General features: G+C 72.1%; 12 protein-coding genes. 2 read left to right on the forward strand and 10 right to left on the reverse strand.

Features of this window, described 5'->3' with window-relative positions:
- The 10 genes from C5H89_RS09090 to C5H89_RS09135 form a co-directional block, all read right to left on the reverse strand.
- The coding region (locus C5H89_RS09090; RefSeq protein ID WP_205304936.1) for an acyl-CoA dehydrogenase family protein at nucleotides 1–1,111 on the reverse strand (1,111 nt) is incomplete at its 3' end.
- 5 nt (nucleotides 1,112–1,116) lie between these two features.
- Nucleotides 1,117–2,325 (reverse strand): thiolase family protein, encoded by a 1,209-nt coding sequence (locus C5H89_RS09095; RefSeq protein ID WP_104106669.1) that lies wholly within the window; start codon nucleotides 2,323–2,325, stop codon nucleotides 1,117–1,119.
- On the reverse strand, nucleotides 2,322–3,500 hold the full coding sequence (locus C5H89_RS09100; protein ID WP_104106670.1) for a CaiB/BaiF CoA-transferase family protein: 1,179 nt from the start codon (nucleotides 3,498–3,500) through the stop codon (nucleotides 2,322–2,324). Before C5H89_RS09100 ends, C5H89_RS09095 begins: the two co-directional genes overlap by 4 nt.
- Nucleotides 3,501–3,502: 2 nt before the next feature.
- Nucleotides 3,503–4,294, reverse strand: a complete 792-nt coding sequence (locus tag C5H89_RS09105) for an enoyl-CoA hydratase-related protein (RefSeq protein ID WP_162799299.1) — start codon at nucleotides 4,292–4,294, stop codon at nucleotides 3,503–3,505.
- A gap of 109 nt (nucleotides 4,295–4,403) precedes the next feature.
- Nucleotides 4,404–5,066, reverse strand: a complete 663-nt coding sequence (locus C5H89_RS09110; RefSeq protein ID WP_104106672.1) for a TetR/AcrR family transcriptional regulator — start codon at nucleotides 5,064–5,066, stop codon at nucleotides 4,404–4,406.
- Between the two features lie 93 nt (nucleotides 5,067–5,159).
- Entirely contained in the window at nucleotides 5,160–7,472 is a 2,313-nt protein-coding gene (locus C5H89_RS09115) for an acyl-CoA dehydrogenase (RefSeq protein WP_104106673.1), read from the reverse strand.
- Complete coding sequence (locus C5H89_RS09120) at nucleotides 7,469–8,641, reverse strand: thiolase family protein (protein ID WP_104106674.1); 1,173 nt, start codon at nucleotides 8,639–8,641, stop codon at nucleotides 7,469–7,471. The genes C5H89_RS09115 and C5H89_RS09120 overlap by 4 nt, the downstream gene beginning before the upstream one ends.
- Before the next feature lie 65 nt (nucleotides 8,642–8,706).
- Nucleotides 8,707–9,558: an enoyl-CoA hydratase-related protein gene (locus C5H89_RS09125; protein ID WP_162799300.1), complete on the reverse strand. Its 852-nt coding sequence runs from the start codon at nucleotides 9,556–9,558 to the stop codon at nucleotides 8,707–8,709.
- On the reverse strand, nucleotides 9,555–11,330 hold the full coding sequence (locus C5H89_RS09130) for an AMP-dependent synthetase/ligase (protein WP_104106676.1): 1,776 nt from the start codon (nucleotides 11,328–11,330) through the stop codon (nucleotides 9,555–9,557). Before C5H89_RS09130 ends, C5H89_RS09125 begins: the two co-directional genes overlap by 4 nt.
- A gap of 26 nt (nucleotides 11,331–11,356) precedes the next feature.
- Nucleotides 11,357–12,280, reverse strand: coding sequence for an SDR family oxidoreductase (locus C5H89_RS09135; protein ID WP_104106677.1), 924 nt, complete (start codon nucleotides 12,278–12,280; stop codon nucleotides 11,357–11,359).
- Between the two features lie 212 nt (nucleotides 12,281–12,492).
- On the opposite strand from C5H89_RS09135, the gene C5H89_RS09140 reads away from it, so the two are divergent.
- Nucleotides 12,493–13,527 (forward strand): hypothetical protein, encoded by a 1,035-nt coding sequence (locus C5H89_RS09140; protein WP_104106678.1) that lies wholly within the window; start codon nucleotides 12,493–12,495, stop codon nucleotides 13,525–13,527.
- Nucleotides 13,528–13,972: 445 nt separating this feature from the next.
- Nucleotides 13,973–14,152 (forward strand): hypothetical protein, encoded by a 180-nt coding sequence (locus tag C5H89_RS19125; RefSeq protein WP_205304938.1) that lies wholly within the window; start codon nucleotides 13,973–13,975, stop codon nucleotides 14,150–14,152.
- The last annotated feature ends 367 nt before the right edge of the window (nucleotides 14,153–14,519 follow it).

The raw sequence follows: 14,519 nt of genomic DNA on the forward strand, positions 1-14,519 counted from the left end.
TGAGCCCCGACACCGCGATCTGGTTGAGCGCCAGCTCCCGGGCCACCGGGGTGGACTTCAGGAGCCGGAGGTAGCCGAATCGGTCGTACATCATCGTCTCGTCGGTGAAGCCGCTGCCACCGAAGGTCTGGAGCGCCGCGTCGGCCGCCTTCAGCCCGGCGTCGCAGGCCTTGACCTTGGCCATGTTGCAGGCCAGCCCGGCGTTCTCCCCCGCCTCGTACGCCGCGGCTCCCCGCTCGATCAGGGCCCAGGCGGCCTCGAGGTCGACCAGCGCCTCGGCCAGCGGGTGCTGCACGGCCTGGTGCTCGCCGATCGGCACCCCGAAGACGACCCGCTGCCGGGCGTACTCCGAGGCCTTGGCCAGGCACCAGCGGCCGATGCCGACGGCCTGGGCGGCCACGATCAGCCGCTCGGGGTTGAGGCCGTCGAAGAGTGCTCGACCGCCCTCCCCCGGCTTGCCGATCAGCGCGTCCGCGGGCACCTCGACGTCGTCGAAGTACACCGTCCACTGGTTCTCCGGCACGCCGACCATCACGCCGACCTGCTGCAGCTGGAGCTGCTCGCACGGCAGCGCCACGGTGAAGATGGAGAAGCCGCCGCTCTCGGAGTCGCGCGCCACCACCAGCATCACGTCGGAGTCGTCGACCGCGGAGATGTAGGTCTTCTGACCGTTGATCCGCCAGCCGTCCGCGGTGCGCGTCGCCTTGGTGGTCATGTTCGCCGCGTTGGAGCCGGCTCCGGGCTCGGTCAGGGCGAAGCAGAACCGCAGGGACCCGTCCCCGATCGCCGGCAGCCACTCCTTCTTCTGCTCCTCGGTGCCGTGGCGCAGGATGACCGCACCTCCGATGGCCGTGGAGATGGTGAGCTTGCCGGCGGGGAAACCTCCGGCGGCGAGCCGCTCCGCGACGAGCAACAGGTCGCTCATCCCCCCGGCGCCGCCGTACTCGGCGGGCAGGGAGATCGCGGGCAGGCCCGCCTGGCAGACCTCGCGCCAGTGCTCTCGTCCCGCTTCGACGTCACCGAAGGCCCGGTCCTGGTACTTCGCGCCGAGCGAGAACGCCAGGTCAGCCAGGGCCGCGCGCTCGTCGGTGCCGATGGACTCGTTGTCCACTGCGGTCACCTGTCCACGCCCACGCTCAGCGCCACGGCGTCGGCCTGACCGAGGCCACCGCAGATCGAGGCCACGCCGCGACCGCCACCGCTCTCCGCGAGCCCGCGGGCCAGGGTGAGCAGGATGCGGGCACCGGAGGCGCCCGGCGGGTGACCCAGCGCGACCGCACCGCCGTTGAGGTTGAGCCGGTCCAGGATCCGCTTCTCGCGCGCCACGTCACCGTTGGCGAGCACCCGGGCCGAGGTCAGCGGCACCGCGGCGAACGCCTCGTTGATCTCGAAGCGGTCCAGCGTCTCCAGGTCCCAGCCGGGCTGCTTGAGGGCCTTGTTGATGGCGTCCGCCGGGGCGACCGGGATCTCCCGCGGCGCGCGGGCCGCGCTGCCAGCACCCTCCAGGGTCGCCAGCGCCTCGAGGCCGCGCTGCTCGACCCAGCTGCGGCGAGCCAGCACGAGGTAGCAGCCACCGGTGTCCTGGCCGGGCGCGTTGCCGGCGGTCACGATCGGGCCGCCGAAGATCGTCTTCAGCGACGCCAGGCGCTCCAGGGTGGTGTCGGCGCGGGGGCCCTCGTCGTGCTCCAGGCTGCCCTTCTCGCCGGCGTACGCCACGACCTCGCCGTCGAAGTAGCCGCGGGCCTTGGCCTCGAAGTAGTTCTGGTGGCTGCGCAGCGAGAACTCGTCGGACTCCTCACGGGTGATCCCGTGCTCGGCCGCGACCTCGCCGGCGTCCACGGCGACCGGCTTGCCGCCGATGTCCGCGCCGGGCTCGGCCATCGGGTCCTTCAGCTTGGGCCCGCCGCGCTTGATGCCCCAGCGGATGTTGGGGTTCATCAGGAACGCCGCGCGCCCCATGTTGTCGGCGCCGCCGACCAGGACCACGTCGCTCTGGCCGCTCTGGATGGCCCGGGAGCCGAGCTGCACGGCGGTCATCGAGGAGCAGCAGGCGCGGTCGATCGTCAGCGAGAGCCGGTCCTCGGGGATGCCGGCGCGCAGCATCGCCACGCGTGCCGGGATGGACCCGTCGAGGGCCTCCTCGGCGGGGATGGTGACCCCGTTGTAGACCTCGTCCACGTCCTCGGGACGGATCCCGGCCATCCGCATGGCCTCGACCATCGCGAAGGCCGCGAGGTCCACGCTGGCGACCTCCCGCAGGGCACCGCCGAACCGGCTGAACGGGGATCGGGCCCCGGCCACCAGCATCACGTCGTTCTCGGTCATCTCGACTCTTCTCCTCGGTCGTTGGTCGTGGTGGCCCAGGCGAGCGCGGAACGCCTCACCTCGGGCGGCAGGTCCAGGCCTGCCAGGACTGCTTCGGTGTCCCCGCCCACCAGCGCTGAGGCCGGGGACGGGGTGGGGAGCGGAACGCTGAGCTTGATCGGGTTGCCGACCTGCAGGACCTCGTCCTGGCCGGGGACCGGGACGAACATCCCCCGGGCCTGGAACTGCTCGTCGGCCGCGACCTCGGAGAAGTCCTGGACCGGCGACACGCAGGTCTCCAGCCCGTCGAGCAGCTTGGTCCAGTGCGCCAGCTCCTGGGTCGCGACCAGGGCCGCGACCTCCTCGATGGCGCTGGGGTCGTGCTGACGCGCGACCAGGTCGGGGCGTTCCACCGCGGTGACGAACTGGGCCCAGAACTGGGGCTCGATCGCCGCCACGCTGAGGTAGCGGCCGTCGGCACAGCGGTAGACGCGGTAGGCCGGACCGGCGCCGGTGACGGCGGTGGACTCCGGACCGGCGGCGTCGCCGCCGGCCATCCAGGAGCTGACGTGCAGCCCCAGCGCCCACAGCGCGGCGTCGGCCAGAGCCACCTCGACCCGGGTGCCCGGGGCGCCGGAGCGCACCGCCAGCAGGGCGGCGAGCAGGCCGATGCCGCCGGTGAGCCCACCGAGCAGGTCCGCGACCTGGATGCCGCCGGGCTGCGGTCCGTGCGCCTTGGTGCCGCCGAAGTGCATGGCGCCGGCGTACGACAGGTAGTTCATGTCGTGCCCCGGCTCCTGGTCGCGAGGACCGCCGGTGCCGTAGCCGTTGACGGAGCAGTAGACGAGGTTGGGGTTCAGGGCGCGCAGGTCGTCGTAGCCGACGCCCAGCCGCTCGGCGACGCCGGGCCGGAAGGACTCCAGCACCACGTCCGCCTCGGCGACGAGCGAGTGCACGACGGCAAGCCCGTGCGGGTGCTTGAGGTCCAGCGCGACGGACTTCTTGCCGCGGTCCAGGAAGGCGTGGGTGGCCGACGTGCCGGCCACGGGCGCACCGAAGGCGCGACCCTCCTCGCCCACTCCGGGCCGCTCGACCTTGACGACCTCGGCGCCCAGGTCGGCCAGCAGCTGGCTGAGCACGCCGACGGGCAGCATCCGGCTGAGGTCGAGGACGCGGATGCCCTTGAGGGGACCCATGCTCAGCGGTGGCTGAACTGGGGGGCGCGCTTCTCCACGAATGCGGAGAAGCCCTCGCGGAAGTCCTCGGACTGCGTCACCTCGAGGAAGATCTCCCGCTCGGTGACCAGGGCGGCCGAGAGGTCCTCGTGGGTGGCCCGCTTCAGCGCCTGTACGGCGATCCGCGGGTGCCCGGCGATCTTGCGGGCCATGGCGCGAGCGTCCTCCACCACCGAGCCGGGCTCGCTGAGCCGGTTCACCAGGCCCAGCTGCTCGGCGCGGGCGGCGTCGATGACGCTGCCCAGGAACATCAGCTCCATGGCGACCTGGGCGCCGATGCGGCGCGGCAGGCGCTGGGTGCCGCCGCCGCCGGGGATCAGGCCGAGCTTGACCTCGGGGAGGCCGAACTTGGCGGTGGGCTCGCTCAGGATGATGTCCGCGGTGAGCGCGATCTCCAGGCCGCCACCGACGGCGCTCGCCTGGACGGCGGCGATGACCGGCTGCGGCAGGTCGGCCCAGGCGGCGAGCACGCCGCCGGCCCAGGCACTGTGCTTCTCCATGCCGCCGGGCGCGGCCCGCAGCTGCTCGAACTCGCTGATGTCGGCGCCGGCCATGAAGGCCTTGGTGCCACCACCGGTCAGCACGACGACCCGCACCGACTCGTCCTTGTGCAGGCGGGCGGCGACCTCGCCGAGCCCCTCCAGCACTGCCTTGCCCATCGCGTTGACGGGCGGGCTGTCGACGAGGACCACGGCGACGCCGTCCTCGATCGTGACGGACACCGGTCCGTGGTTCTCGGTCACGGCTTCGCTCACTGCTGCCTCCAGGTCCATGCGTGCCGGTTGCCGGCAACGACGTTCACGCTATGGACCGAGGCTAGATCGGCAGATCCGCCCTGTCAACCAACCGTTTGATTAGTTAGGTTCAGGACGAGAGGGCGTCCTTGTTCACCGGCTCCATCAGGCTGGCCATGGCGTAGTCGGACATCTTGGTGACCACGTCGTCGACCGAGAGGGAGCCGCCGGGGTGGTACCAGTAGTAGACCCAGTTGGTCATGCCGAACACGGCGCGAGCCGCGAACGCCGGCTCCACGCCGTCGCGCAGCGCGCCGGTCTCGATGGCTGCCGCGATGAGGCCCCGGAACTCGGCGTCGTAGGCCTCCTGGGTCTCGCGGATGATCTTGGCGCGCTCCGGGCTCAGGGCCCGGAAGTCGCGCACGAAGACCTCCGAGAAGGTGGGGTTCCACAGCGACTCGCGCATGTGCCCCTCGATGAAGGAGCGGATCGCGGCCACCGGGTCCCCGACCAGGTCACGCCACTGGGAGTTCTCCTGGGTGATGTGCTCGTGGTTGCGCTTGATGATCGCGAAGAGCAGGTCTTCCTTGGTGTCGATGTAGTGGTAGAGGCTGCCCTTGAGGATCCCGACGTCGTCGGCGATCTGCTGCAGGCTGGTCGCGTCGTAGCCGTTGCTGCGGAAGATCTCCGCGGCCGAGGTGATCACCATCTCGTACCGGTCGAACCGTCGAGGGGTCCTGGCGCCGTCGCCCTTGTCGACCTCGTCGCTGGGGCGCACTGCTCGCTTCGCCATCACACTTCTCCGTCTTCGATGCGCCGCGGCGCCAGTTCTGGGGTGTCGATCCGACCCATTATCCAGGGTGCCGGGCCGGATCCCCGCAATTGCTCAGTCACGGGGCAGTCCGAGCGCCCGCTCGCCGATGAGGTTGCGCAGGATGTTGTCGGTGCCGCCGGCGATGGAGAACGCCTGGGCGGCGAGCACCCGCTTGAGCAGGTCGCCGGTCCCGGACCCGCGAGGCCAGAGCGCCGAGCCGCCCTCGAGCAGCTCCACGGCCAGCGTCGAGGCGCTGTGCATGGTGGCGGTCATCAGCAGCTTCGCCACCGCTCCTGCCTCCGCCGGGAGGCGGTGACGGTGCTCCGCGCCGGCCAGGTACTCCAGGTAGGTGCGGAGCGCGCGCTCGCGCAGGGCCTGCTCGGCCAGCCCCGCCCGGACCAGGGGATGGGTCCCCCGCCCGGCCGCCAGCTCCACCAGGTCGGCCAGGGTGACGCGGCGCACCGCGGTGGTGCCCATCGCCATCCGCTCGTGCTGGAGGACCAGACGGGCCACCCGCCACCCGTCGTTCAGGCCGCCCAGCAGGGACTCCCGCGGGAGCCGCACCTCGTCCAGGAACACCTCGTTGAAGTCGGTCTCGCCGGTGATCTGGCGCAGCGGGCGCACCTCGACGCCGGCGGCGTCCATCGGCACCACGAACATGGACAGGCCGGCGTGCTTGGCCGCGGTCGGGTCGGTGCGCGCCAGCAGCAGGCCGAAGTCGCACAGGTGTCCGTTGGAGGTCCACACCTTCTGGCCGGTGACGAGGTAGCCGTCACCGTCCGGCACAGCCTTGGTCCTGGCCCCCGCCATGTCCGAGCCGGAGCCGGGTTCGGAGAAGAGCTCGCACCACACCTCCTCGCCCCGCAGCAGCGGGGGGAGGTAGCGCTCGCGTTGCTCGGGGGTCCCCATCGCCAGGATGGCCGGCCCGATCATGCCGATGCCGATCCGGAAGAGCTTGTCCTCCCCCGCGCCGGTCGCCCGGGTCTCCTCGAAGAAGGCGTCCTCGTACGGCGCCGGCAGCCCGGCGCCGCCGTACTCACGGGGGTAGGTGATGCCGGAGAAGCCGGCCTCGTGCAGCGCGGCCTGGTGGCGCTTCCCGGCCGCCAGCCCTTCCGCGGTGGTGCTCACCGGACCGGGCCGCACCTCGGGCGCCTCCCCCGCGGCGATCGCCGTGGTGAGCCAGGCCCGGGCCCGGCCCCGGAACGCCGCGAGCTCGGGAGTCTCCAGGGGCGCCGCCGTGGGTACGCCGTCCTCGATCGGGTCGGCGAGCGTCGTCAGGTCCAGCAGCCGGCCCAGCCGCACCGAGCGCGCCCCCGCCACGCCCCGGCCGGCGGCGGCGCGGCGGTAGAAGAGGTGGGCGTCGTGCTCCCAGGTGAACCCGATCCCGCCGTGCAGTTGGATCCCCTCGTGCGCCATCCGGGCGAACGCGTCCTCGGTCACCAGGCCGGCCGTCAGCACGGCGGCCTCGGCCCCCGGTGAGCCGGGCTGCTCCGCGAGCAGCCGCACGGCCGCATCCACCGCCGCGGTGGCCGCCTCGATCTCGACGAGGCGGTCGGCCAGGTTGTGCTTGACCGCCTGGAAGGAGGCGATGGTGCGGCCGAACTGCTCGCGGGCCAGGGCGTAGGCGGTGGTGATCTCGTGGAGTCGGCGGAGCGAGCCGAGGCTCTCCGCAGCCCGCAGCACCGTGGCGGTCGTCGCGACTTCGGTGAGCCGCTGGGCGGCACCGGCACCGGCACTGGTCAGCCGGGTGGCCGGGGTGTCCCGCAGCCGGGCCAGGCCGGTACGACGGGTGAGGTCCAGGTTGTCCACGTCGTGCCGGTGCAGCCCGTCGGCGTCGGGCTGGACCAGGAAGAGCGCCACCTCGTCGCCCTCGCCAGCTGCGGCGTCCGCGGCGTCCACCCGGGCCGCGACCAGCAGCACGTCGGCGGAGTCCAGGTGCTCCAGCGGGCAACCCTCGCCCTGGAGCCGCCAGCCGTCCGGTCCGGGCTCGGCTCGCACCAGCGCGGGGTCGAGGCTCAGCGCCACCACGGTGCGACCGTCCGCGACCTCGCTCAGCAGACCGCTCGCGGCTCTCGGCTCGGGGTCCTGGTCGGCGCCGAGCAGGAGCAGTCCGGCCAGCCACTGCGACAGGTACGGCCCGCCGTACAGCACCCGGCCGGCGGCCTCCGCGACCACGGAGGCCTCCCGGATGCCGGCGCCGAGCCCGCCGACCTCGGCCGGCAGCAGCAGCCGGGCACCGTCGAGCTCCTGGCAGTAGCGCCGCCAGGTGCGTCCGTCGTAGCCGGGTCCGACCTCGAGGTGCCCGCGGAGCGCGGACAGCGGTGCCTGCTGGTCGAAGAACGCCTGTGCGGCGGCCGCCATCTCCGGGTGCACGGTGCTCGTCACACGCGCTGGATCAGGGTCGCGGTCCCGAACCCGCCACCGCAGCACATGGTGACCAGCCCGATCTCCTTGTCCGCGCGCTCCAGCTCGTGCAGCAGCGTGGTGATGAGGCGGGCGCCGCTGGCGCCGAGCGGGTGGCCCAGGGCCATCGCGCCACCGTTGACGTTGACCCGGTCGCGCTCGGGCTTCAGCTCCCGCTCCCAGGCGAGCACGATCGGGGCGAAGGCCTCGTTGACCTCGAAGAGGTCGATGTCGTCGATCGACATCGAGTTGCGCTCCAGGATGCGCTGGGTGGCGGGGATCGGTCCCTCGAGCATCAGCACCGGGTCGCAGCCGACGGTGATCGCGTCGAGGATGCGGGCCCGGGGCCGCAGGCCCAGCTCCTGGGCCCGGCGGGCCTCCGCCACCAGGACCGCGGCGGCCCCGTCGGAGATCTGCGAGGAGCTGCCGGCCGTGATCCGACCGTCCTCGCGGAACACCGGCCGCAAGCCGGCCAGTCCCTCGATCGTGGTGCTCTCCCGGATGCCCTGGTCGCGGGAGACCTCCCCGGCGGCGGTGCGGACGGTGGTGATCTCGGCGTCGAAGCGGCCCTCGGCGACCGCCCGAGCAGCGAGCCGGTGGGAGCGTTCCGCGAGCTCGTCCATGGCCTCGCGGGTGATCTGGTACTTGTCGGCCACCCGCTCGGCCGCCTCGCCCTGACCGACCAGGGCGTGGTGGGCCAGGAGCTGGTCGGTGAAGGGGTCGCCGAAGTCACGCTGGATGGCGGGGCCGGCCGAGAAGGGGATGCGTCCCATGTGCTCCACGCCGGCGCCGAGCATGACGTCCGCCGCGCCGGAGGCGACTGCCGCGGCGGCCATGTTGACCGCCTGCTGGGAGGAGCCGCAGGCGCGGTCGACGGTGGTGGCCGGGGTCTCGACGGGCAGGTTCTCGTGCAGCCAGGCGTTGCGGGCCACGTTGGCCGACTGCACGCCGAAGGGCTGGCCGCAGCCCGCGGCCACGTCGTCCACGGCCGAGGGGTCGATCCCGGCGCGCTCCAGCACCGAGGAGTAGACGCGCCCGAGCAGCGCCACCGGGTGCACGTCGGCGAAGACCCCCTTCTCCAGGTTGCCCTTGCCGATGGGGGTGCGGGTGGCACCGACGATGACGGCCTCGCGGCCGGTCAGTCCTGTCATGGTCTCTTCTCCGGTCTGCTGGTGGGGATCGCCGCCGTGAGCGGCGGTGAGGGTGCGGGGGCGCCCTACGGGGCGGGTGGGATGAGCTCCACGGGGGGCTTCTCGCCGAGCCGGCCCTGCGGGATCGGCAGGTACTCGGGCCGGGCGTCGCGTGCCAGGGTGGCTCCGGTGGTGACGAAGTCCCTGCCGGCCAGCGAGCGGGTGGTGATCTCGTCGGCGTCGTCGAGCGCCTCCCACAGCGTCGACTCCTGGGCGCGCTGGGCCTGCCACTTGATGACGCCCATGGAGACCGCGGAGCTGTTCTCGACCAGGTTCCGGGCGTAGCGGATGGCCGCCGGCAGCAGGTCTGCCTCGTCGTGCAGCTGGTCGACCATGCCCAGGGCGTGGGCCTCCTCACCGGTGATCACCCGCGAGGTGAAGAGCAGGTCCAGCGCCCGGGAGTGGCCGACGAGGCTGGACAGCAGCCAGGCCAGTCCCTGCTCGGCGACCAGCCCACGGCGCGCGAAGCCGGTGCCGAACTTGGCCTCGCGGGTGGAGAAGCGCAGGTCGCAGGCGAGCGCGAAGACCAGCCCGATGCCGGCGCAGGCGCCGTTGACGACCCCGATCACCGGCTTGGCGATGGTGCGGGCGACCAGGAACTCCCGGCCCGGCATCTCGACCTTGTCGCCGTCGCCGAGGCCGCTGAGGACCTCCAGGTCGGCGCCGGCGCAGAAGCCGCGCCCCGCCCCGGTGAGCAGGATGACCCGGATCTCGTCGTCGTCCGCGGCCTGGTGCAGCCTGGCCGGGAGGCCCTCCTGCATCGCCGGGTCCATGGCGTTGAGCCGGTCGGGACGGTTGAGGGTGATGATGCCGACGCCGTCCTCGACGGTGAGGGTGACCGCCTCGGCGGCGGCTGCGGAGAGTCGGGCGCCGGTCACGTGTAGAGCTCCTCGATGACGTCGTTGTAGAGCGAGGCGATCTGGCCGCGCCGCATCTTGGAGGTGGGGGTCAGCTCGCGGCCGGGCAGCCACTCCCCTGCCACGATGTGGAACTTCTTGATCTGCTCGGGCCGGTTGAGGCGGGCGTTCCCGGCCTCCACGCCAGCCGCCACCTGGGCGCGCACCCGCTCGTCGTCGGCCAGGGCGGCCAGGGAGATGTCGGCAATGCCCTGCTGCTTGGCCCACCCGGTGACGTACTCGGTGTCCAGGACGATCAGCGCGACGGTGTAGGGCCGGGCGTCGCCGAAGCAGCAGACCTGACCGATGAACGGGCTGGCGGAGAGGATCGCCGACTCCACGGTCACGGGGGCGATGTTCTTGCCCGACGAGCTGATCAGGATCTCCTTCTTGCGCCCCACCACCCGGAGGTAGCCGTCCTCGTCCAGGGCGCCGAGGTCACCGGTGTGCAGCCAGCCCTCGGGGTCGATGACGTCGGCGGTGGCCTGCGGGAGGTTCAGGTAGCCCACCATCACCGCGGGGCCCCGGAGCAGGATCTCGCCGTCCTCGGCGATCTTGAGCTCCATGTTGCGGCTCACCTGGCCGACGGTGCCGATCCGGATGCTCCCCGGGTACGACGCGGTCCCCGACGCCCCGCTCTCGCTGAGGCCGTAGGCCTCGCCCATCGGGATGCCGATGGAGTGGTAGAAGCTCATCAGCGGGCCGGGGTTGGGGGCCGTGGCCACCACCGCGACGGTCAGCTGGTCCAGTCCCACCGAGCGCTTCCACGGCATGAAGAGCTCCTCGCGGGCCCGGATCGAGGCCTCCATCAGCTCCTGCGGGACGGGCTGCTGGGCCTGCTCCAGGTCCACCCGCTGCTGGCTGTCGGCCAGCGCCTTCTCGGCGTCCGCGCGCTCCGGGCCGTCCAGGCCGAGCAGCCAGGTGTCGAAGGAGGCGCGGAGCTTCTCGAAGATGCGGGGCGGGGCGAAGAAGTAGTGGGGGTGGATCTCCTGGAGGGCGGAGATCACCTGGCGGGGGTCGTCGACGGTGACGATCTCCCAGCCCTGGACGAGGGCGATGACGTAGCCGCCGAGCCGCTCCCCGACGTGTGCGGACGGCAGCCAGGAGACGACCACGCTGCCCTCGGGGATCCGCTGGGCCTCGAGGGTGGCCTCTGCGGTCGCCAGGAAGTTGCGGTGGCTGATCATCACGCCCTTGGGCACGCCGGTGGTCCCGCTGGTGTAGATCAGGGTGAGCAGGTCGTCGGCCTGGGGCCGCGCGACCTCGGACACCTCGGTGCCGCGGCCGGCCTCGACCACGCTGTCGATCGAGGACCAGCCGGGGAGCAGGTCGCCCTCCAGCTGCACCCGGCGCTCGGGCAGGTCGACCGAGGCGATGGTGCCCATCAGGGCGGGCTCCGCCACCACCAGGGTGGCGCCGGAGTCGGCGAGGGCGTGTGCCTGCTGCTCGGGCGAGGAGGTGGCGTAGAGGGAGAACGGGACCACGCCGAGCCGGACCAGGGCGAGGTCGATGGGGTAGAACTCGGGACGGTTGCGCAGCAGCAGGGCGGCTTTGTCGCCCCTGCGGAGGCCGAGGGCGTGGAAGCCGGCGGCGAGCTCGTCGACCTTCGCCGAGAGCTCGCCCCAGGTCCAGCTGAGCCGGCCGTCGTGGCTCCGGACGGCCGTCTGGTCGCCCCGCATGCCGACCATCCGGTCGAAGGCGTCGGTCAGGGTCTCGGGCAGCGGCAGCAGCTCGAAGGCTTTCGTTTCCATCATGAGGGCTCCTGGGTTCCGGGATGAGGTCACGCGGTGGCGGGAGTGCCGAGGTCATCGACGCCGAGGACGGCCTCGAACCCCTCGGCGACCTGCTGAGGGGTCCAGTCCACGTCGCTGCGCAGCACCCGCTCCGGGGAGAGCGCCCAGGGGGAGATCTCCTGGATCTCGCCGCCCCGGACGGCGAAGACCCGGCCGGTGACGGTGGTGCTCTCGGCTGCGAGGTAGGCGACCAGGGGTGAGACGTTCTCGGGGCTGAACTCGTCCAGGGCACCGGGGGCGACCGGTGCGCGCATCAGCTCCCCGATCGGGCCGGGGGTGGACTCGGTCATCCGGGTCCGGGCGCCGGGGGAAATGGCGTTGACGCGTACTCCGAGTCGTCCGAGCTCGGCGGCGGCGACGATGGAGAACGAGGCGATGGCGGCTTTGGCAGCGCCGTAGTTGGCCTGGCCGGGCAGCGCCAGGTAGGTGCCGGAGGCGGACGTGGTGTTGATGACCGAGGCGTTGACCGGCGTGCCGGCCTTGGCCAGGGGCTGCCAGTAGGCGACGGCCTGCCGCACGAGCGCGAAGTGGCCCTTGAGGTGCACCGCGATCACCGCGTCCCACTCGGCCTCGGTCATCCGGTGCAGGAAGGCGTCGCGCAGGATGCCGGCGTTGTTGACCACCACGTGCAGGCCGCCGAAGGTCTCGGCCGCCCGGGCGACCAGGCGACCGGCGCCCTCGAACGAGGAGACGTCCTCGTGGTCGGCGACCGCCGTACCGCCGGCGGCGAGGATCTCCTCGACCACCTGCTGGGCGGGGTCCTGATCGCCGTCGACGGAGCCGTCCAGGGAGCCGCCGAGGTCGTTGACCACCACCCGGGCACCTTCGCGGGCCAGCAGCAGGGCGTGTGCCCTGCCGAGCCCTCGACCGGCTCCGGTCACGATCGCCACGCGTCCCTCGAGGGTTCCCACCGACTGCCTCCTCGCCCGCCAGGGCATTTCGATCTGCACCGCCGCGCACCGCGCCGGCGGTCGCTCGCTGCGACGCGCGTCACACTAACCAATCAACTGGTTGGTAGGCAAGGGCCTCGTCTCGCTTGCTCGGCGCTCTCGGCCAGGTGGGATGAGCGACAAGGCGCGGAGGAGCCGCGCACGAGTGGCGCATCTCGGGCAGACTGCGCGACATGTCCCTGCCCCCGGCCGCCTGCTTGGACCGTCCGACCACGACCGGCCGGTCCCGCCGCACGGTCGTACGCGGGCCCGAGGACGTCTTCGTCTTCCCCGTCGATCCGCCGACCGGCCCCCCTGCCGTCTACCGCATCCACTCCCCCGTCGGCAGCGCCTCCTCCTCCGCCGGCACGCACGACCGACCGACGACGAAGGCGCACGGCGTCGACCCCCAGGCCGAGACCCCGTTCCTCCTCGGGGCGGCGCACGGGGCCAACACCGAGCCCACGTCGCTGGAGTCCGCTGCGGGCGGCCCGCTCGCTCTGCGCCGCACCTACTTCCAGTCCACCGAGGTGAACCTCGCTGTCGCGACCGCAGCCGCGGACCTGGCCAAGAACCGGACCCCGTTCGTCTCCTTCAAGCTGCCGACCACCTGGGACCGGATGGCCGCAGGTGACGGCGACGCGTGGGCCCGGGACGCCGCGCGACGACTCGCGGCTGTCGGCGAGCCCGGACGCGAGGTCTGGGTCGTCCTGCACCACGAGCCGGAGAACGACCAGGCCGACATCCGCCAGTGGACCGCCCTCCAGCAGCGGCTGGCCCCGATGTTCGACAGGCCCGGCATCCGGTTCGGCATCTGCGTAACCGGCTGGAACCAGTTCCACGGGGAGCCCGAGTTCTCGTTCGAGGCGATGTACCCCTACGGCGCCCCGATCGACTTCGTCGCCCTCGACGTCTACCAGACGTACGGCGAGCTCAAGAACCCGACGAAGTGGTCGGACCTGTCCGACTACTGGCGCCGGATGGGCGCCTTCGCCGCCTCGGTCGGGGTGGACTGGGGACTCGGCGAGTTCGGCATCACCGACGAGGGGTTCGCGGACCCGCGCGGTCGCACGTTCTTCACCGACACCGTCACCGGGATGAAGGCTCACGGTGGCTCGTTCGCGGCCTACTTCGACTCCCACCTGAACACGGGAGGCTCGTCGCTGGCGCTCAGCGGCTTGAAGCTCGTGGCGTGGGCTGCGGCGGCACGAGGGCTGCGCGACTACTGACGGTCCAGGTCGCCGCGGGTCAGCCCACCTGGAGCGATCGGGTCGAGTTCCCCCAGATCATGCGATCGACCGCGCTCACTGCGCTGCCCGGGTCGGAGGCAGTACCGAGGGTCAACAGGAGAGGCACGTAGTGCTCCGTGGTCGGGTGGGCGACCGCCACCCCGGGCGCCTGCGGTAGTCGGTGAGCGCGTCGACGTCGGCCCGGCGAGCGCGTCGACGGCCCACTCGTCGAAGGCCTGGGTATGCGCGGCGAGCCGGGAGTCGCGCATGACCGCGAAGCTGTGGGCCATGAAGCCCGAGCCGATAACGAGGATCCCTTCGTCGCGCAACGTGCGAAGCCGCTCGCCCAGGGCGAGGAGGTCGACTGGGCGGAGGCTGGGCATCGAGAGCTGCGCGACGGCTACGTCGGCGGCGGGTACATCGCCATCAAGGGGATGAAGGCCCCGTGTTCGAGTCCACGGCCGGCGAACTCGTGGACGGCACCGCCCGGCTTCAGGAGGCTGCTGAGGCGGCGGGCGAGGTGCGTGGCGTGGCGTCCGGCGACAGGAGGACCAACGTCACGCTGACCGACGACGGCTACGCCAAGGCGGTCGAGGCAGCACCGGACCATGGCGCCCCCACCTAAGTCGCCCGGCACGGCGCGACCCTCGCCGAACTCATGGCACTCGGAGGTCATTCCACTAGCCACGCCGCCCTGCGCTATCCACAAGCCGCATCTGATCGCCTCGCAGAGCTGGCGCGGAAGCGAGCTGCAGCACGGGGCTGGAAAGGAGGTACGAAAGCCACCCATGAAGCGCGTGATCCGGAGGCCCGGACCTGAATCTGCGGCCCATTGCCCCTTAAATCTCCCCGCCTCGTCCATCGCCCGGAATGCGTCGACACCTCCGGCAGGAGGCGCAACGTCAGACCGCCACCCTCGACGAGATCATCACGATCGTGTCGACCATGCTCGAGCGAGACCGGCTCATGGTGCTCCTGGCCGACAGCTGCGC

The organism is Nocardioides sp. 616 (genome assembly GCF_002930065.1).
In the GTDB taxonomy this organism is placed as follows: Bacteria; Actinomycetota; Actinomycetes; order Propionibacteriales; family Nocardioidaceae; genus Nocardioides; species Nocardioides houyundeii.